This is a genomic window from Formosa bonchosmolovskayae (genome assembly GCF_051016085.1).
In the GTDB taxonomy this organism is placed as follows: domain Bacteria; phylum Bacteroidota; class Bacteroidia; order Flavobacteriales; family Flavobacteriaceae; genus Formosa.
The window spans coordinates 1,608,168-1,624,530 of sequence record NZ_CP174605.1 but is presented as its reverse complement, the minus strand read 5'-3'; the positions used below and the strand labels follow the sequence as shown (position 1 = coordinate 1,624,530).

At 34.0% G+C, this 16,363-nt stretch carries 22 protein-coding genes; 3 read left to right on the top strand and 19 right to left on the bottom strand.

The features are described from left to right. Position 1: 1 nt before the first annotated feature. Complete coding sequence (locus ACKC83_RS06845) at positions 2–361, bottom strand: BlaI/MecI/CopY family transcriptional regulator (RefSeq protein WP_414036424.1); 360 nt, start codon at positions 359–361, stop codon at positions 2–4. A gap of 121 nt (positions 362–482) precedes the next feature. Here ACKC83_RS06845 and ACKC83_RS06840 point away from each other — a divergent pair, with 121 nt between their 5' ends. Then, positions 483–992 (top strand): DUF456 domain-containing protein, encoded by a 510-nt coding sequence (locus ACKC83_RS06840; RefSeq protein ID WP_434037489.1) that lies wholly within the window; start codon positions 483–485, stop codon positions 990–992. Between the two features lie 188 nt (positions 993–1,180). Here ACKC83_RS06840 and ACKC83_RS06835 read toward each other — a convergent pair whose 3' ends face one another. The 16 genes from ACKC83_RS06835 to ACKC83_RS06760 all read right to left on the bottom strand — a co-directional run bounded on the left by ACKC83_RS06835 (position 1,181) and on the right by ACKC83_RS06760 (position 7,674). Beyond that, positions 1,181–1,855 (bottom strand): DNA-binding response regulator, encoded by a 675-nt coding sequence (locus ACKC83_RS06835; RefSeq protein WP_414036426.1) that lies wholly within the window; start codon positions 1,853–1,855, stop codon positions 1,181–1,183. Between the two features lie 19 nt (positions 1,856–1,874). Next, entirely contained in the window at positions 1,875–3,875 is a 2,001-nt protein-coding gene (locus ACKC83_RS06830; RefSeq protein WP_434037488.1) for a sensor histidine kinase, read from the bottom strand. Between the two features lie 274 nt (positions 3,876–4,149). After that, complete coding sequence (locus ACKC83_RS06825) at positions 4,150–4,302, bottom strand: hypothetical protein (protein ID WP_382380272.1); 153 nt, start codon at positions 4,300–4,302, stop codon at positions 4,150–4,152. A gap of 218 nt (positions 4,303–4,520) precedes the next feature. Then, a complete protein-coding gene (locus ACKC83_RS06820) occupies positions 4,521–4,682 on the bottom strand; it encodes a hypothetical protein (RefSeq protein WP_434037487.1) in 162 nt (53 codons plus the stop codon). A gap of 299 nt (positions 4,683–4,981) precedes the next feature. Then, on the bottom strand, positions 4,982–5,173 hold the full coding sequence (locus tag ACKC83_RS06815; protein ID WP_434037486.1) for a hypothetical protein: 192 nt from the start codon (positions 5,171–5,173) through the stop codon (positions 4,982–4,984). Positions 5,174–5,336: 163 nt separating this feature from the next. Beyond that, the gene (locus ACKC83_RS06810) at positions 5,337–5,504 is read right to left on the bottom strand and encodes a hypothetical protein (RefSeq protein WP_434037485.1); all 168 of its coding nucleotides are present in this window, start codon (positions 5,502–5,504) and stop codon (positions 5,337–5,339) included. 144 nt (positions 5,505–5,648) lie between these two features. Further along, entirely contained in the window at positions 5,649–5,801 is a 153-nt protein-coding gene (locus ACKC83_RS06805; RefSeq protein ID WP_434037484.1) for a hypothetical protein, read from the bottom strand. 47 nt (positions 5,802–5,848) lie between these two features. Then, positions 5,849–6,016: a hypothetical protein gene (locus ACKC83_RS06800; RefSeq protein ID WP_434037483.1), complete on the bottom strand. Its 168-nt coding sequence runs from the start codon at positions 6,014–6,016 to the stop codon at positions 5,849–5,851. A 47-nt stretch (positions 6,017–6,063) separates the two neighbouring features. After that, entirely contained in the window at positions 6,064–6,231 is a 168-nt protein-coding gene (locus ACKC83_RS06795; RefSeq protein ID WP_434037482.1) for a hypothetical protein, read from the bottom strand. A 47-nt stretch (positions 6,232–6,278) separates the two neighbouring features. Further along, the gene (locus ACKC83_RS06790; RefSeq protein ID WP_434037481.1) at positions 6,279–6,446 is read right to left on the bottom strand and encodes a hypothetical protein; all 168 of its coding nucleotides are present in this window, start codon (positions 6,444–6,446) and stop codon (positions 6,279–6,281) included. Positions 6,447–6,494: 48 nt separating this feature from the next. Further along, positions 6,495–6,647, bottom strand: coding sequence for a hypothetical protein (locus tag ACKC83_RS06785; RefSeq protein ID WP_434037480.1), 153 nt, complete (start codon positions 6,645–6,647; stop codon positions 6,495–6,497). 47 nt (positions 6,648–6,694) lie between these two features. After that, positions 6,695–6,856, bottom strand: a complete 162-nt coding sequence (locus ACKC83_RS06780; RefSeq protein WP_434037479.1) for a hypothetical protein — start codon at positions 6,854–6,856, stop codon at positions 6,695–6,697. A gap of 47 nt (positions 6,857–6,903) precedes the next feature. Beyond that, a complete protein-coding gene (locus tag ACKC83_RS06775; RefSeq protein ID WP_434037479.1) occupies positions 6,904–7,065 on the bottom strand; it encodes a hypothetical protein in 162 nt (53 codons plus the stop codon). Between the two features lie 47 nt (positions 7,066–7,112). Then, complete coding sequence (locus tag ACKC83_RS06770; RefSeq protein ID WP_434037478.1) at positions 7,113–7,274, bottom strand: hypothetical protein; 162 nt, start codon at positions 7,272–7,274, stop codon at positions 7,113–7,115. A 47-nt stretch (positions 7,275–7,321) separates the two neighbouring features. Then, positions 7,322–7,474, bottom strand: a complete 153-nt coding sequence (locus ACKC83_RS06765; protein WP_434037477.1) for a hypothetical protein — start codon at positions 7,472–7,474, stop codon at positions 7,322–7,324. Positions 7,475–7,521: 47 nt separating this feature from the next. Further along, entirely contained in the window at positions 7,522–7,674 is a 153-nt protein-coding gene (locus ACKC83_RS06760; protein WP_434037476.1) for a hypothetical protein, read from the bottom strand. Positions 7,675–8,198: 524 nt separating this feature from the next. Here ACKC83_RS06760 and ACKC83_RS06755 point away from each other — a divergent pair. After that, positions 8,199–9,236, top strand: coding sequence for a serine hydrolase (locus ACKC83_RS06755; RefSeq protein WP_414035539.1), 1,038 nt, complete (start codon positions 8,199–8,201; stop codon positions 9,234–9,236). Further along, positions 9,214–12,063, top strand: coding sequence for an NTP/NDP exchange transporter (locus ACKC83_RS06750; protein WP_434037475.1), 2,850 nt, complete (start codon positions 9,214–9,216; stop codon positions 12,061–12,063). The genes ACKC83_RS06755 and ACKC83_RS06750 overlap by 23 nt, the downstream gene beginning before the upstream one ends. Here ACKC83_RS06750 and ACKC83_RS06745 read toward each other — a convergent pair. Further along, the gene (locus ACKC83_RS06745; protein ID WP_414035541.1) at positions 12,060–13,322 is read right to left on the bottom strand and encodes a serine hydrolase; all 1,263 of its coding nucleotides are present in this window, start codon (positions 13,320–13,322) and stop codon (positions 12,060–12,062) included. The genes ACKC83_RS06750 and ACKC83_RS06745 overlap by 4 nt on opposite strands. Before the next feature lie 2 nt (positions 13,323–13,324). Beyond that, on the bottom strand, positions 13,325–16,216 hold the full coding sequence (locus ACKC83_RS06740) for a PEP/pyruvate-binding domain-containing protein (protein ID WP_434037474.1): 2,892 nt from the start codon (positions 16,214–16,216) through the stop codon (positions 13,325–13,327). Between the last annotated feature and the right edge of the window lie 147 nt (positions 16,217–16,363).

Sequence of the window (16,363 nt, the reverse complement as noted above, 5' to 3'; positions counted from 1 at the left end):
ATTATTTATTTTTTTCGATTTCCTTCATCATGGCTTCTAAATCGTTTAAACTCACATCGTTCTTCTTCACGAAAAATGACACTAAACTTTTAAACGACCCTTGAAAATAATTATCTACCAATGTGTTTAACGATTGGTTACTATAGTCTTGTTTAGAGACTAACGGAAAATAAATATGGCCTTTCCCCTGCTTTTCATAATCTACAAAGCCTTTACTTTCTAAAATACGCACTATGGTAGATACTGTATTGTAAGCTGGTTTTGGTTCTGGTAATTCTTCAATTATAGCTTTTACATTGCCTTGTTCTAACTGCCAAAGCACTTGCATGATTTCTTCTTCTGCTTTTGTTAACGCCTTCATTTAACTAAGTTTTTAGTTTAACCTTGAAACAAATATAACTAATTATTTAGTTTAAACTAATTTCTTAGTCTAAAAAAGTAATTAATAATATATGTAACTTGCCGTACGCTAAATTTAGATTATGGATTTTATTTTAGTTTTTATCGGTTTTTTATGCATGGTTATAGGCTTGATGGGCAGTTTTTTACCTATACTACCAGGACCACCAGTAAGTTGGTTAGGACTTTTACTTTTGTACTTAACTAAAGTAATCCCGAACGATTGGACGTTTATTGCAATTACATTTATCATAGCCATGGCTATTGTAATTATAGACTATGCCATCCCTGCCATGGGAACTAAAAAATTTGGAGGCAGTAAATATGGTGTTATTGGGACTACAGTTGGCTTGGTAGTTTCCATAATTTTCCCTGTTTTTGGATTTCTAGGTATAATTGTGTGGCCTTTTATTGGTGCTTTTGTTGGAGAAATGTTGTTTAAAGCCAACCATAAAACCGCTACCAAAGCCGCTTTTGGTTCTTTCTTAGGCTTTTTAACAGGGACACTTTTAAAATTTATAGTGGGAATTGTGTATTTCGGATTATTTTTAAATGTGTTTTGGAAACACAAAGAAGGCTTTAGTTTGTTCTAAAAAAAAAGCCTTATAATGAGGGTTATAAGGCTTATATAATTTTAAAACTATCGAACTATTTTAAAGGGAAGGATTAACTTTTAGTTGATACTATCCCAAATATAAATAGTCTGTTTGATATTTAGTTGCGGGAAAACCGTAATTTTTGCATTTTATTGAAAACCCGTCTCTTTTTTTTAATTTATTTTTTAAATGAAGCCTAATTTCTTGGCTTCACTAATTAAAGTTTCGTCTTGACCATCTTCTATACTAAATAATACTTTCAGTTGTTTTTTACGTTTTTCGACACCACTTAAAGATAAATCTACATGTTCTGCTAAATTTTTAGTTTTTACACCCTGAGATAGTAAGTATAAAATACGTCTGTTTTTATCGTCTAAATAAATATCACTTATTACGGTTTGCTTCAGGTACTTGTTCACGGTTCCACTATAAAATGGAGGAAAATTTAATATGGCTTGGAATGCGCTTGCTAACTCCCTAGATGTTAAATCACTTTTTATTAGAAAGCCTTCAGGATTTAATTCTTCTATAATATTATGAATACGATACGTTTCATTAAACATGGTTAAAATTACAATCTTGGCATTTGGTAAAATCTTACGGGCGTACCTTGCCAGATCTTCACCACTTGTAAATTGATCGTCTGAAGAAGGTGGGATCTTTATATCGATAAACAGAATATCGTAATGCTCTTCTTTACGAATACTACGGTGCATCGCTTCTATAGACTGATCGCAATTATTAGCAACATCAATTTTTAATTCTTGTTCTGGTTTCTTGGTAGACAATAATGTATTTTGATACCCTTCAAGAATCATGGGATGATCGTCGGTCATTAAAATTCTAATAAGTTCGCTCATATTTCTTGATTATTGTAATTTAATTAAAGATTGGGGTTTTAATTGAAATTTTGGTTCCGCCATTCTTATCCGATTTAAGAACTAAAACGCCGTGGATTTCATGCACTCGAGACGACATATTTTTTAAGCCAATGCCTTTTCTGGATTTCGATATATCAAACCCTATTCCGTTATCTGTTATGTCTAAACAAATATCGTTGTCTGTTCTATAAAAATCAATATTCACACGATCTGCTTTAGAATGTTTATAAGAGTTTTGAAGTGCTTCCTGAATAATTCTATAAAAATGAATTTTAATTCTGTTAGAAATATCGTCCCAATTAATATTGTCCTCGTACTTCAATGCACATTCTAAATTGTAAGCTAAAGATTGTTTCTCTAGTAAGGCTTTAATAATATCTATATAACCAGAATGAGACACAAAATCCATGTTTAAGTCGTGCGAAACTTTTCTAATCTCTAATTCAATCGTCTTTAATTCTTCTATATAATTACTACGCGTTTCTATAGCCTCGTCTGTCTTGCTAGCATTTAAACTATCTAAACTTAAACGGGTTCCAAAAAGGCGTCCCAAAACACCATCGTGCAACTCTTCCGATATTCTACGTTTTTCTAATGTGCGCGCCTCTTCTATTTTATCTTGTTGAGACAGCATAAGATTATAAATCTCTTCGTTTGCCTTCTGTTGTCTTTGCTTAAATTCTAATGCTTTATTTTTATTACGCTGAGATACAATGACTATAATTAAAAATGAAGTGATTAATAAAACCACAGAGATTAACATAAACAGCAACCGCTCTTTAGTTATTTTTTCGTTTTTAAGCTCTATTTCTTTTGTTTCGTATCTTATTCTAGCAAATTTATTACGAACAGAACGTTCGCTTTTATGAAGACTATCGCTTAATCGAATATAATCTTTGTAGTAGTTCACCGCCACACTATCCACCTCTATTTCCGATAAAAGCAATAAGGATTTTAAAAGGTCGTCGTTGTGATATTGCTCCGATATGTCCTTCGCCTTGTGGGCATAATATTTCGCTGAATCTTTCTGATCTCTACCATTGTAAAATTCGGCAAGATGCTGATTTATAATAATAGAATTATACGTCGCTCCAATACTATCGCAAATCTTTAGTGCTTCTAAATAGAGTTGTGGGAGCTGTTCTTCCTCTTCATTTAAGTATAGTGTATGCGCATAATTATCTAGAACAAGTGCATAAATTTGGGGACGTTGCGATTTTAAAGTGGCATCACTTAAAATATCTTCGTAATACTCTAAAGCAATATTATAAGCACCTGAATTTTTATAAGTTAACGCTAAATTATTAAGAGAATTACTAATGGTATGACTGTTATCTCCATTTAGACGGCGTTTTAATTGTAACGATTTATTATGATAATCTATGGCATCATCGTACTGTTGGAGCTCGTCAAATACAATTCCCAGATTATTAAACAAAAAGGCTTTTTTACGGATAATATTCTGAGTATCGGGTAAAGAATCTAACAGCGTTATGCCTTCTACCGAAGTAACTTCACTCCCAATAAAGTCCTTTTCATTTTTTTGAATAATCGCGATTCCTAATAAGGTAGATGCCGTATTATAATTATCCTTTAATGCTCTATAAATTTTTTCTGCCTTATAAAAATAGTTATAGGCACTGTCTGTGGACCGTCTAAAATAATAATTAGCAGTATCGTGATACAGCAACGCTATGGATACAGAATCTCCTGCACGCTCGGCTTGTTTTATATTATCGTTGTTCGCATTTAAAAATAACTGAAAAGCACCTTTTTCTTTGTACAAGTTCGCTATTTCAATATTGCTCTTTAGTTTTAAAGAGTCTATGTTTAGTTTATTAGAGAGTTGTTCTGCCTGTTTTGCAAACAAAAACCGGCTATTATAATCGTAATCTTTAGAATTAGACGATTTCTGAAGTAGACGCTCTATACTATCAACATCTTTAGTTTGTGCGAAAGTCTTAACATTGAAAAGGCTAAAACATATCGCAAGACACATTAAAATTTTATAATAGGTAGTCAAGATTTAGGATATCATTTCACCAAATATATTTATATTTTTTGAATATAACATGGAATTAAAACGTTCAATATCGTAACTCTTTGAGGTCTATTATAATTCATTGATGGCACCGCCGATTAAGATTGGTGCGTCTACTTCTACCCGATCTAAGGCCACTAGCATGTTGTCGTCTATCTGTTCATTGACGCAAGCAGTTAACGATCCGAATAATAAAAGAGCGATTACAGTATATTTTGGAGTATTCATAAGATTATAGTTCGTCGATGGCACCTCCAGTGTCAGATGTACTTGCTTCGATAGTGTCTGGAGCAACTAGCATGTCGTCGTCTAGTTCTTCATTAACACAAGCGGTTAACGATCCGAATAATAAAAGAGCAATGGCTGTATATTTTAGAGTTTTCATAAGTAAATGTTTTTAGGGTTTGTTATTATTTTAAATTTATTCTAGGTGATTATAGTTCGTCTATTGCGCCTCCGGTATCAGATGTACTTGCTTCGATTATTGTCGTCGTCCATTTCTTCATTAACACAAGCGGTTAACGATTAATAATAAAAGAGCAATGACTGTAAATTTTAGAGTTTTCATAAGGTGATGTTTTTAGGGTTGTTATTATTTTAAATTTATTTTAGGTGATTATAGTTCGTCGCGCCTCCGGTATCAGATGTACTTGCTTCGATAGTGTCTGGAGCAACTAGCATGTCGTCGTCCATTTCTTCATTAACACAAGCAGTTAACGATCCGAATAATAAAAGAGCTAATACTGTAAATTTTAAAGTTTTCATAAGGTGATGTTTTTAGGGTTGTTATTATTTTAAATGTATTTCAGGGGATTATAATTCGTCGATTGCGCCTCCGGTTTCAGATGTACTTGCTTCGATAGTGTCTGTCGTCGTCCATCCATTTCTTCTATAGTTCGTCGATCAGATGTGCTTGCTTCGAACAACTAGCATGTCGTCATCCATTTCTTCATTAACACAAGCGGTTAGTGATCCGAATAATAAAAGAGCAATGACTGTATATTTTAGAGTTTTCATAAGGTGATGTTTTTAGGGTTGTTATTATTTTAATTCTGTTTAATCTATTATAATTCGTCGATGGCGCCTCCAGTGTCAGATGTACTTGCTTCTACGTTATCTGGTGAAAGTAACATGTCGTCATCCATTTCTTCATTAACACATGCGGTTAGCATGTCGTCGTCTAGTTCTTCATTAACACAAGCGGTTAACGATCCGAATAATAAAAGAGCAATGGCTGTATATTTTAGAGTTTTCATAAGGTGATGTTTTTAGGGTTGCTATTATTTTAATTCTGTTTAATCTATTATAGTTCGTCGATTGCGCCTCCGGTTGGTACTGGTGCTGGAGCTTTTGTTCTTGCTTCTACATTATCTGGTGAAAGTAACATGTCGTCATCCATTTCTTCATTAACACAAGCAGTTAGGGATCCGAATAATAAAAGGGCTGATGTACTTGCTTCGATAGTATCTGCAATGGCTGGGCAATGGCTGTATATTTTAGAGTTTTAAAGTCTAGTTCTTCATTAACACAAGCGGTTAACGATCCGAATAATAAAAGAGCAATGGCTGTATATTTTAGAGTTTTCATAAGGTGATGTTTTTAGGGTTGCTATTATTTTAATTCTGTTTAATCTATTATAATTCGTCGATTGCGCCTCCGGTTGATGTACTTGCTTCTACATCATAAGTAAATGTTTTTAGGGTTGTTATTATTTTAATTCCGTTTAATCTATTATAATTCGTCGATTGCGCCTCCGGTGTCAGATGTATTTTCTTCGATAGTGTCTGGAGCAACCAGCATGTCGTCGTCCATTTCTTCATTAACACAAGCGGTTAGGGATCCGAATAATAAAAGGGCAATGGCTGTATATTTTAAAGTTTTCATAAGGTGTTGTTTTTAGGGTTGTTATTATTTTAATTCTGTTTAATCTATTATAATTCGTCGATTGCGCCTCCGGTTGGTGCTGGTGCTGTTTCTTTTATTCTTGCTTCTACGTTATCTGGTGAAAGTAACATGTCGTCATCCATTTCTTCATTAACGCAAGCAGTTAAGGATCCGAATAATAAAAGGGCAATGGCTGTATATTTTAAAGTTTTCATAAGGTGATGTTTTTAGGGTTGTTATTATTTTAATTCTGTTTAATCTATTATAATTCGATCGCATCGCCTCCGGTTGGTGCTGGTGCTGATTCTTTTGTTCTTGCTTCTACGTTATCTGGTGAAAGTAACATGTCGTCATCCATTTCTTCATTAACACAAGCGGTTAGTGATCCGAATAATAAAAGGGCAATGGCTGTATATTTTAAAGTTTTCATAAGGTGATGTTTTTAGGGTTGTTATTATTTTAATTCTGTTTAATCTATTATAATTCGTCGATCGCGCCTCCGGTTGGTGCTGGTGCTGATTCTTTTGTTCTTGCTTCTACGTTATCTGGTGAAAGTAACATGTCGTCATCCATTTCTTCATTAACACAAGCGGTTAGTGATCCGAATAATAAAAGGGCAATGGCTGTATATTTTAGAGTTTTCATAAGGTGATGTTTTTAGGGTTGTTATTATTTTAAATGTATTTCAGGGGATTATAATTCGTCGATTGCGCCTCCGGTTTCAGATGTACTTGCTTCGATAGTGTCTGGGGCAATTAGCATATCGTCGTCCATTTCTTCATTAACACAAGCAGTTAGGGATCCGAATAATAAAAGAGCTAATACTGTGAATTTTAAAGTTTTCATAAGTAAATGTTTTTGGGGTTGCTATTATTTTAATTCTGTTTAATCTATTATAATTCGTCGATGGCGCCTCCGGTTGGTACTGGTGCTTTTGTTCTCGCTTCTACGTTATCTGGTGAAAGTAACATGTCGTCATCCATTTCTTCATTAACACAAGCGGTTAGTGATCCGAATAATAAAAGAGCAATGACTGTATATTTTAGAGTTTTCATAAGGTGATGTTTTTAGGGTTGCTATTATTTTAATTCTGTTTAATCTATTATAATTCGTCGATTGCGCCTCCGGTTGGTACTGGTGCTTTTGTTCTCGCTTCTACGTTATCTGGTGAAAGTAACATGTCGTCATCCATTTCTTCATTAACACATGCGGTTAGGGATCCGAATAATAAAAGAGCAATGACTGTATATTTTAGAGTTTTCATAAGGTGATGTTTTTGGGGTTGCTATTATTTTAATTCTGTTTAATCTATTATAATTCGTCGATGGCGCCTCCGGTTGGTACTGGTGCTTTTGTTCTCGCTTCTACGTTATCTGGTGAAAGTAACATGTCGTCATCCATTTCTTCATTAACACAAGCAGTCAGGGATCCGAATAATAAAAGAGCTAATACTGTAAATTTTAAAGTTTTCATAAGTAAATGTTTTTCGGGTTGCTATTATTTTAATTCTGTTTAATCTATTATAATTCGTCGATGGCGCCTCCGGTTTCAGATGTACTTGCTTCGATAGCGTCTGGAGCAACTAGCATGTCGTCATCCATTTCTTCATTAACACATGCTGTTAACGATCCGAATAATAAAAGAGCAATGACTGTAAATTTTAAAGTTTTCATAAGGTGATGTTTTTAGGGTTGTTATTATTTTAATTCTGTTTAATCTATTATAATTCGTCGATTGCGCCTCCGGTATCAGATGTACTTGCTTCGATAGTATCTGGGGCAACTAGCATGTCGTCGTCCATTTCTTCATTAACGCAAGCGGTTAGTGATCCAAATAATAAAAGGGCTAATACTGTAAATTTTAAAGTTTTCATAAGTAAATGTTTTAAGGGTTATTATTTAGGTTATAAAAATGCATAAATATTAGATGTAACTTTTTTTAAAGAGAAGCAGGAGAACATGTTTATCATATATACAATAAAAAACCACAACTAATCACAAGGTTATGAATCAGTTACACAATTATTTTTTTTCTCAAATTTAACACAAAACACAAGCACATAGACACCTTAAAGTAACCTATTCGATGAACCGTCAAAATTTATTATTTTTTTTATGCCTTTCAGCGCTCTTAAAACGGCTCTTGTGTCTTTCAATTTTCAATAAAAAACATGTACCAAGTATATATTTTCACCCACTGGAAAATAAATATTGTTAAAATAACAATATGGAATACCAAAAAATCCAGATTCACGTTTCATACCTCAACACATTAATACAGTACCTAATTTCGTGAAGCCAACTTCATAAAAATCTAGAAAAACTTTAACTTAATGTTTTTTTTTATTAACTGATTTTAAATTAATATTGCACTCGTGTTTAATGAGTTAGAACATTTATGAAAAAAGAAAACGCAAAACAGTCTCTTCTGAAATACAAATTTATTTTTGCTGGATTAATAATTATTACTTCTTCTATTTTAGGCACGAAAACGTTAGCAAAGTATAAAACAGATCCTAATGCTTTAGCTTCCAAATTAGAATATAACACAAGCATAACCATTAATGCAGATGATAATTATGCACACTTACCATTTACTGCACCCGAAGAAGATTTTAGACCTTTAGATTTATATTCGGACACCGAATTTACTTCGGTATTACAAAAAGAAATTTATAAAAACTCGAGTTGGAAACAACTTATACAAGATAAAAAGATGGCCATTGGGGTTATCGACTTAAGCAATCCAGAATTTCCAAGGTTTGCAAACCTAAATGGAAAGGAGATGATGTATGCCGCAAGTTTACCTAAAATTGCTGTATTACTAGCCGCTGAAGATGCTATTGAACACGGGGAATTAAAAGATACGCCTGAAGTTAAAAGCGATATGCGATTAATGATTAGCAAATCGAACAATCAAGCAACCACAAGAATGATTGATCGTGTCGGGTTTCAAAAAATTGAAGATGTATTAACTTCAGAACAATATCACTTATACGATAAAGATAATGGTGGTGGCTTATGGGTTGGTAAACGTTATGCTGCTTCCGGAGCGACAAACAGAGAGCCCTTAAAAAATTTAAGTCATGCCGCAACGGCCGAACAAGTGTGTCGCTTTTATTACTTAATGCTACACGGCAAACTTGTAAATCAAAAACGTTCTAAGCATATGTTAGATATGATGGAGAACCCTGAATTACATCATAAATTTGTAAATACCTTAGAAAAAATAGCTCCGGATGCAAGATTATTTAGAAAGTCTGGCTCTTGGAAAAATTGGCATGCCGATTCTGTATTAGTTTGGGATGCAGAACGAAAATATATATTAGTAGCTTTGATAGAAAATCCGAATGGAGAGCAAATTATTCGTAATTTGATATCCCCAATTGAAAAAGCTATAAATATAAAGCCTAATGCGGTTATTAAAACGAGTTAAAACCTACCTTCTTAAAGTATTTGACTTAAATGAAGACGAGTTACAGAAAACCTTGCTTCTGCAACTTAATATATTTTTACTAATAACTACACTTTTAGTAGTTAAGCCCACAATTAATTCACTTTTTCTTTCTACACTTACCGCCAATGCATTACCATTAGCTTATATTTTAACAGCTATTTCGGCCGTAATTGGATCTTATTTTTATGATAGATTTCTGGAGCGTTTTCCTTTAAACAGAGTTATAGAACTAACTATTTTAGGGTGTTTAGCGTCGCTTATAATCTTCGGTATCACGTTAAATCTAAATGTAGATCTGGGTTATTTATTATACATTCCATATATCTGGGTTGCTATTTACGGACTGTTAACAACCTCTCAGTTCTGGATTTTAGCCAACCTCGTTTATAACATTCGTGAAGCGAAACGCGTATTCGGATTTATTGGAGCAGGCGCTATAGCCGGTGGAATTTTTGGAGGATATTTAACTTCTGTTTTAACCCGATTTATCGATTCTGAAAACCTATTATTTGTCGCCGCCTTTTTACTGTTTTTCTGCTTACCTATAACGCGATATATCTGGAAAAAGAATGTAAGTAAAACCGAATTTGTTCCTCATAAACAGAAACCCATATACAAAGGCGAATCGCCCTTAAAACTTATAAGACAATCCAAATTATTAAGCTTTATGGCACTCGTTATGGGTGTAAGTGTTATGGTGGCAAAACTGGTCGATTATCAATATAGCCATTTTGCTTCAGAAATAATTGTAAACTCAGAAGATTTAACCTCTTTCTTCGGGTTTTGGTTTTCTACATTAAGTGTAGTTTCTCTTCTTATCCAATTGTTTTTAACCAAACGTATTGTTGGAACTTTTGGCGTAGGAAAATCCTTGTTATGGCTCCCAACCGGAATCTTATTGGGGTCTATACTTTTATTGTTCGTACCAGAATTAAGTGTTATTGTATTCATAAAAATAATAGACGGCAGTTTAAAGCAATCTGTAAATAAATCGGCTACCGAATTATTATCCATTCCAATTCCTATAGATTTAAAAAAGAAGACCAAAACGTTTATCGATGTTGTAGTAGATAGTATAGCGACTGGATTGGCCGGATTTATACTTATATTTTTTATAAACGGACTTAACATTCACTCGATCTATGTTAGTATAATCACCATACTGCTTATAATAGTATGGATCTTTTTAATCTTTAAATTACGCGTGTCTTATATTAATGCATTCAAAAATTTATTAGATACTTCTGGCAGTAAAGATGTGGACAAGTCCAAGCCTAAAAAAGCAATACGCCCAGTCACTTCAATTATAAGCAGTATAAAAGATGTGTTTGAAAACGGCTCTGAAAATCAGATTTTACATATGCTACAACGGACTCTGGAGTCGCCTGACGAACGTTTATTTTTAGCAACAAAAGCATTATTACAACACGAATCTGTAAAGGTGAAAGCTTTAGCTATTGAAAATTTATACTATTTAAAAACTGAAGACCTTTCCGACCAAATAGAACCTTTAGTTTACAATCCGGATCAGGAATTAACCACAAATGCCTTTCAGTATTTAATTCATAAACGAAAAAAAGATACCTTAAACCTCTTCGAATCTTACCTGAATAGTAAAGACGAATCTATAAAAAACGCAACATTAATCGGCTTGTCTTTAGAATTGAATAATAACCCCATTTTACAAGAGCGCTTTAACTTTAATAGATGGCTACAAATCGCTATAGACGAATGGAGCACCTCAACAGATCCAGCATATAAGGCAGTAAAAATTAAAATTATTTTAGAAGCTATCGGGAATATTCATGCGAAGCCATTTTATTATATAATTGGAAATCAGCTTCAAAACACCGACTTAAATATTGTTAACATAGCTCTTAAAAATGCGGGTAAAACTAAGTCCGATATCTTTCTAGATGCCATTGTATCTTGGCTTTCTAAAAAAGAAACAAGAACGCAAGCCATTAAAGCACTTCATAATTACGACGAACAAATTATAGACGAATTGATACACAAAACACTGGAAGAGTATTACGATTTAGATGATATGTTTGTAATCCCTGCAGTAATTGAATCTTTTGCATCTCAAAAAGCAATTAATGCCCTACTAAAGTTAATTGACACCACAGAACATGCTGTGACTATAGAGGCTATAGACAGTTTAAAGCGGTTAAAATGGAACTACCCGACTTTAAAGGTTAAGGATGCTTTTATTGTTGATAAAATTTTAGACGAATGCCAGGTTTACCAAACCACATTATCTTCAATTCATTCACAAATCATTATTAATTTTAAAGAGAAAATTAATCACGCAAACACCCAAGATGAGGACGAAGCTAGAAATGGCTTAATGCATATTTTAGAACAGCGGTTAGATCGTCAGTTACGCCGTATTTTTAAATTTTTAGGAATTAAATATCCGCCAAACGAAATCGATCCAATATTGGATATTATTATTAATGGCGAAGAAGAACAACGTATCAATGCCATAGAGTTTTTAGACAATATTTTGGATTATCATTTAAAACGCGAATTAATTCCTATAGCCGAATCTGCGTTTATAAATAATGAAATCTCTTATGAGATTATTAAAAAACTCAACCTAAAAGTGTATTCGGAAGCTGAATGTTACAAGATTTTACTTCAACGTCACGACATAAAAATTAAACATGCGGTTTTATATCTGATAGAAAAAACAAATAAAAAAACCTTTATTCCGCTGGTTGAAATGGTACTAAACGACACGAGTAAAAGTATTAGAAATCAAGCACAGCAAACATTAGATATTTTAAAAAAACTGCCTTAATCTTGGTCTTCATTTTCTATAATAGCATCTATTTTAGAGGCCAGCATGAGGTGATCGTACGCTGAATTTTTCTGTAGAACATTACTCATTAAACACACGGCATAACGCTTACCATTTGGTTTTTCGACTATAGCTACAGAATTCATATAGTTATAAACATTACCCATATAATTGCCACATTTGCCTTTGTCTTTATCACATTTATAAAAACTACCAGATTTAAAATAAACTGCAGAGCTATCTAACGATTTGGAGCCCGCATAACGAATTCGTCTATCTGTCATGTACAACAGACGTTTCATCTCTAAACTCGATTTTTCGTCTACCACTTCTCCTTTTTCCAGTGCCATCACAAATTTTATAAGTCCGATTGGCGTCCCAATACTACCCCCGTTCCCTGGAATATACTCTCCTGCTCCACTTGTAAAAAACTTACCTAATCGCCATTCGTCTTCGGTAATTCCTAATGTTCTTAATGGCGCATTCACTAAGTCGATTGCCATTTTAGACAATTCGCTTTTTGGAGTGCTTTTAAAATATGCCTCACTTTCTTCAAACGTTAATTCGGGATATTTGTCTTGAAATACATGCATTAACACCGCTTCTCTCCAAACCACACTAGCCGCTCCGTTATTACTCACAGAAACCATATGGTCTAACCACTCGTAAAGACTAAATGTGTCTGAAGCAACAACTTTACGCTTTACTAACTTCTGAGTTTCTAAATTGTAAAAAGGCACTGTGTGGTGATCGTATAATGCCCATTTTCCTGCGGTTATAATTTTATTTTTTAATAACTGCTGACGTTCCTCAAAACTACTGCCAGGAAAAATCTCACATAATTGATTAAAAAAAGCTGCTAAAACAACTAGTTTTCCAACACTTCCAGGCTGATATCCTACAGATTCACGATGTTGAGCATAACGCAAAGGCTCTCCTTTTGTCATCTCTAAAACCGTCATGGAATAATTTTTATCTAAGCCTCTAAACAGTTTTTCTACACGGCCTTGAAGCGCTTTATCTACTTCAGGAAGATTCTCGACTTCAGACCGTCTATCGACTAAATTTAATTGTATAGAGTTTAGATCTTTAAACGCCCCCGGCGGTATACGATCGCTTTTAATTTCTCCGCGTTTTACACGCTCTAAATAGACCAAACGTTTAATTCCTGTTACGGTATAACCATCGATCGGGTAGAAATGATTGGCTGTAAAACCAAAACATCCTAAAATAACAATAAGTAGAAGTAGTTTTTTCATAATTATAACGGAGAATTAATAGATATTTTTTTGTTTAAGTCCACTTTGGGAGTAATCGATTCTAAATACGTCGAGCTTTTGGCATTTTTGTTTTCAACAAAAGGTCGGACTTGGAACAGCCATAATTTATCATCTTTAAAACCTAGTTCGACATCGTAAGGACCAAGGATTCCTTTGTTTTCCATTTTCTTAACCAGCTCCTTACTAAAAGCATTTACTGTTTGTTTGTTTTTTGAACTTACAATAGGCGTTTCAAAAGTAGTTACATTACGTTTGGTACCTCCTGTGCTTGGCAGTGATAAATAAGACGGTTCCCGAGAAGGAGAAATTAAGTGATGGTTACCATTATTTTTAATAGTCCACGTTTCTGCTGCTTGTCCATCTACAGCACCACCAACACCACGACTAAAAGCGACTGTAATTTCGTCGGTTTTTCCAGTAGAAACCCCTTTCGTAATCATTACACCTGAAAAATCGTTATTAACTCCTGGAATAACCACAATAGATGGGTATACATTTTCAGGGTTGGTTAAGTATTTCTGACGCCATTTAAAACTACGCTCTGTGTACGGCGAGGCCCAAACGGTTTTAATACCTTCTATAATTTTGTTGCGTTCCAACACATTAAATAAGGTTAAGTTTAAACCTGCTCCGGTAAAACTTTTTAAATCTTCCATATTGGTATCACTTCTTAAGAACACAGATGTTCCGCCCAGTTCTGTTCCCAAAACAGACTCAAAATTGCCTTCTAAATCTGAAATAAAACCATCCAAAAGTGGCATATCTATAATTAATTTTCGCAATTTACTTAACTCGGTTAGCTGAAAACTTTCAATCTCTTTTGCCGATTTTCCATCGTTTTTCATCTGTCTAGCATCATTAAAAATGCTATTTAAATAGTCCCAATAGGTTGTGGTTTCATTTGGGATAGTTTGCTTCATATGATTTAAAAAGATTCCAAACGGAATTACAAACCCTTCAACCACGTGGTCTGGAAAATTTTCTTTTAACTCCCCTAAATTAGCTGCTTTTGGTCCACAATAAATACCTGAAGAATGTGCATTCACTTCTCTTAAGTTTAAAATGGTAGTGCGATCTAATCTAATTTTTTCTACGGGAACAGTAATCATATCATGTCTTTGTTCTGCTTTAGAGAACAGAAGCTGTTCGTCTGCAGTCATGTCACTTTCTTGCTTCATAATCACCGTGCCTTTATTGGATACGGCATAAAATACAACTTGACCAGAATGCTTCTTAAATTCTTGAATATTATCCGATGAAATTGCTGCATTTGGTATCCCTAGATTACGAGCTAATAATTGCACGTGCGATACTAAGTTCCCTTCGGAAACGGTTAAAATTCCTGCAATGGGTTTTAAATCGGATGGTGGTCTTTCAAAGATGTAAATGTTATTGGGATCCACTTCCATATTTTCGCCAGAACCATCAACAACTATTAACGTTCCTTTTGCATATCCAGGGTTTAAACCGTGAATGTGACTCTGATTCTCTAAACTTAAAACACGATTATTTAAAGCAGATTCCGAAGAAATAAATGTCCCTAATTTCCCGATACTGTTTCCTAACGGAAGCGCCACAGAACCACGGATTCTGTCGTCTAAAAAACTATGAACTAACGGTTCGAATCCTTCGTAAAGAGTAACAACATCTCCAAAAACGGCACTATTTTTTCCTGTACCCCATTCCAATTGTTTACGGGCAGCTTCCAGAATAACATTTAACGTTTCTAGGGTTAATGTAGACGCGTCCGATACGGATAAAGCACCTTTAACTTCTTGCCATTCCCAAATTTCGGTATAACCAGAAGCGGCAGACGCATGACTTAAATAGCATATTTTACTAATTAAATCTTTTAATGTGGCTTCTGGATATTCGTTAATTTGTTTTGTGATTAACAATTCTAATTTTAAAGACAAATCGAATAAAGCCAAACGGCCCGTAGCCGATTTTTCTTCTAAAATATGCTCGCGGATGTACCACATGGTTTCGGCAGAACCTTCAATTTTAGTAGCTGTATTTTCACCTTTATAACCGTCTATAAATCCTTTTAATCGCGATCTTATATCTGTATTAGAAATTCCAGCTAAATACGTCGAGAGACTTTCAATATTTACGGGCTCGAAATAGGTGTTCATGGTATTCACCAATTCATCTAATTCCTTGTTTAATTGTGGCGTTAATTTACTGGCCTGATCTTTTTTAAACTGCTCGACTTTAGCAATATCTGCACGTTCTGGTTGACCGTGAATTTTAATTCTAAGATTCATGAAAGGCTCGTATGCTTCGGCCAAAACTTTAGATTGGCTACGCATAAGTTGCGCCACATTATCGTCGTCGGAATGCGGGATATCTTTAACGGCCTGACGTATTAAATAAAAATGTTTAGCGATATATTCATCATTTTCTAACAACCAGTTAAAAAAGGCTTTTCCCCATGCTTGCTCGTCTTCGACTTGTATGGCACCACGATAGAATTGAGCACGTCTATTAATCCAACCATTGTCTACAGATTTTAAATATTTTTCAACAATATATTGTTTTAAGCGTGAATGATTATGGGCTTCATCCCAAAAATCATCTTTATTGGTAGATGCTAAAATTTGGCCCAAATAAATATGTGCACTTTCCCCTAAAGCAATAACGTCTTCTTTATATCTCGCGTGTTGCACACCACCATCCTCACAAGGTTCTTTTGGCATATTTAAAGTGCCATCGTCACAAAACCAACGAATGTCTCGATAAGGTCCTCTTACATCATTTTTATAATTAGAAATAGAGGCTTTAATTTTAGTATAATCTATAGCTGAATGCTCTTGCGCAAAAACAACACAAGTGATTAAAAAACAAATAAATGAGACAAATGATTTAATCATAATACATGGAAATGGTTTATAACGAAAATATATAAATCTACTATAATAAGTTCAGAAAAGGGTTAAAAACTTTAGACTACAAAAACCAACTTATTTTTTAACATGATGCACTTTAATGCATTAAAAATTAGCACAATTAAGTATAGA

Bases quoted from the DNA above. Each gene is read 5' to 3' on its own strand.
- ACKC83_RS06845 (WP_414036424.1), bottom strand. From the start codon at position 361: ATGAAGGCGTTAACAAAAGCAGAAGAAGAAATCATGCAAGTGCTTTGG.
- ACKC83_RS06785 (WP_434037480.1), bottom strand. From the start codon at position 6,647: ATGAAAACTTTAAAATTCACAGTATTAGCTCTTTTATTATTCGGATCC.
- ACKC83_RS06775 (WP_434037479.1), bottom strand. From the start codon at position 7,065: ATGAAAACTCTAAAATATACAGTCATTGCTCTTTTATTATTCGGATCC.
- ACKC83_RS06770 (WP_434037478.1), bottom strand. From the start codon at position 7,274: ATGAAAACTTTAAAATTTACAGTATTAGCTCTTTTATTATTCGGATCC.
- ACKC83_RS06750 (WP_434037475.1), top strand. From the start codon at position 9,214: ATGCGGTTATTAAAACGAGTTAAAACCTACCTTCTTAAAGTATTTGAC.
- ACKC83_RS06745 (WP_414035541.1), bottom strand. From the start codon at position 13,322: ATGAAAAAACTACTTCTACTTATTGTTATTTTAGGATGTTTTGGTTTT.
- ACKC83_RS06820 (WP_434037487.1), bottom strand. From the start codon at position 4,682: ATGAAAACTTTAAAATTTACAGTATTAGCTCTTTTATTATTCGGATCG.
- ACKC83_RS06835 (WP_414036426.1), bottom strand. From the start codon at position 1,855: ATGAGCGAACTTATTAGAATTTTAATGACCGACGATCATCCCATGATT.
- ACKC83_RS06755 (WP_414035539.1), top strand. From the start codon at position 8,199: ATGAAAAAAGAAAACGCAAAACAGTCTCTTCTGAAATACAAATTTATT.
- ACKC83_RS06810 (WP_434037485.1), bottom strand. From the start codon at position 5,504: ATGAAAACTCTAAAATATACAGCCATTGCTCTTTTATTATTCGGATCG.
- ACKC83_RS06795 (WP_434037482.1), bottom strand. From the start codon at position 6,231: ATGAAAACTTTAAAATATACAGCCATTGCCCTTTTATTATTCGGATCA.
- ACKC83_RS06790 (WP_434037481.1), bottom strand. From the start codon at position 6,446: ATGAAAACTCTAAAATATACAGCCATTGCCCTTTTATTATTCGGATCA.
- ACKC83_RS06780 (WP_434037479.1), bottom strand. From the start codon at position 6,856: ATGAAAACTCTAAAATATACAGTCATTGCTCTTTTATTATTCGGATCA.
- ACKC83_RS06825 (WP_382380272.1), bottom strand. From the start codon at position 4,302: ATGAAAACTCTAAAATATACAGCCATTGCTCTTTTATTATTCGGATCG.
- ACKC83_RS06815 (WP_434037486.1), bottom strand. From the start codon at position 5,173: ATGAAAACTCTAAAATATACAGCCATTGCTCTTTTATTATTCGGATCG.
- ACKC83_RS06805 (WP_434037484.1), bottom strand. From the start codon at position 5,801: ATGAAAACTTTAAAATATACAGCCATTGCCCTTTTATTATTCGGATCC.
- ACKC83_RS06800 (WP_434037483.1), bottom strand. From the start codon at position 6,016: ATGAAAACTTTAAAATATACAGCCATTGCCCTTTTATTATTCGGATCC.
- ACKC83_RS06830 (WP_434037488.1), bottom strand. From the start codon at position 3,875: ATGTGTCTTGCGATATGTTTTAGCCTTTTCAATGTTAAGACTTTCGCA.
- ACKC83_RS06740 (WP_434037474.1), bottom strand. From the start codon at position 16,216: ATGATTAAATCATTTGTCTCATTTATTTGTTTTTTAATCACTTGTGTT.
- ACKC83_RS06765 (WP_434037477.1), bottom strand. From the start codon at position 7,474: ATGAAAACTTTAAAATTTACAGTCATTGCTCTTTTATTATTCGGATCG.
- ACKC83_RS06760 (WP_434037476.1), bottom strand. From the start codon at position 7,674: ATGAAAACTTTAAAATTTACAGTATTAGCCCTTTTATTATTTGGATCA.
- ACKC83_RS06840 (WP_434037489.1), top strand. From the start codon at position 483: ATGGATTTTATTTTAGTTTTTATCGGTTTTTTATGCATGGTTATAGGC.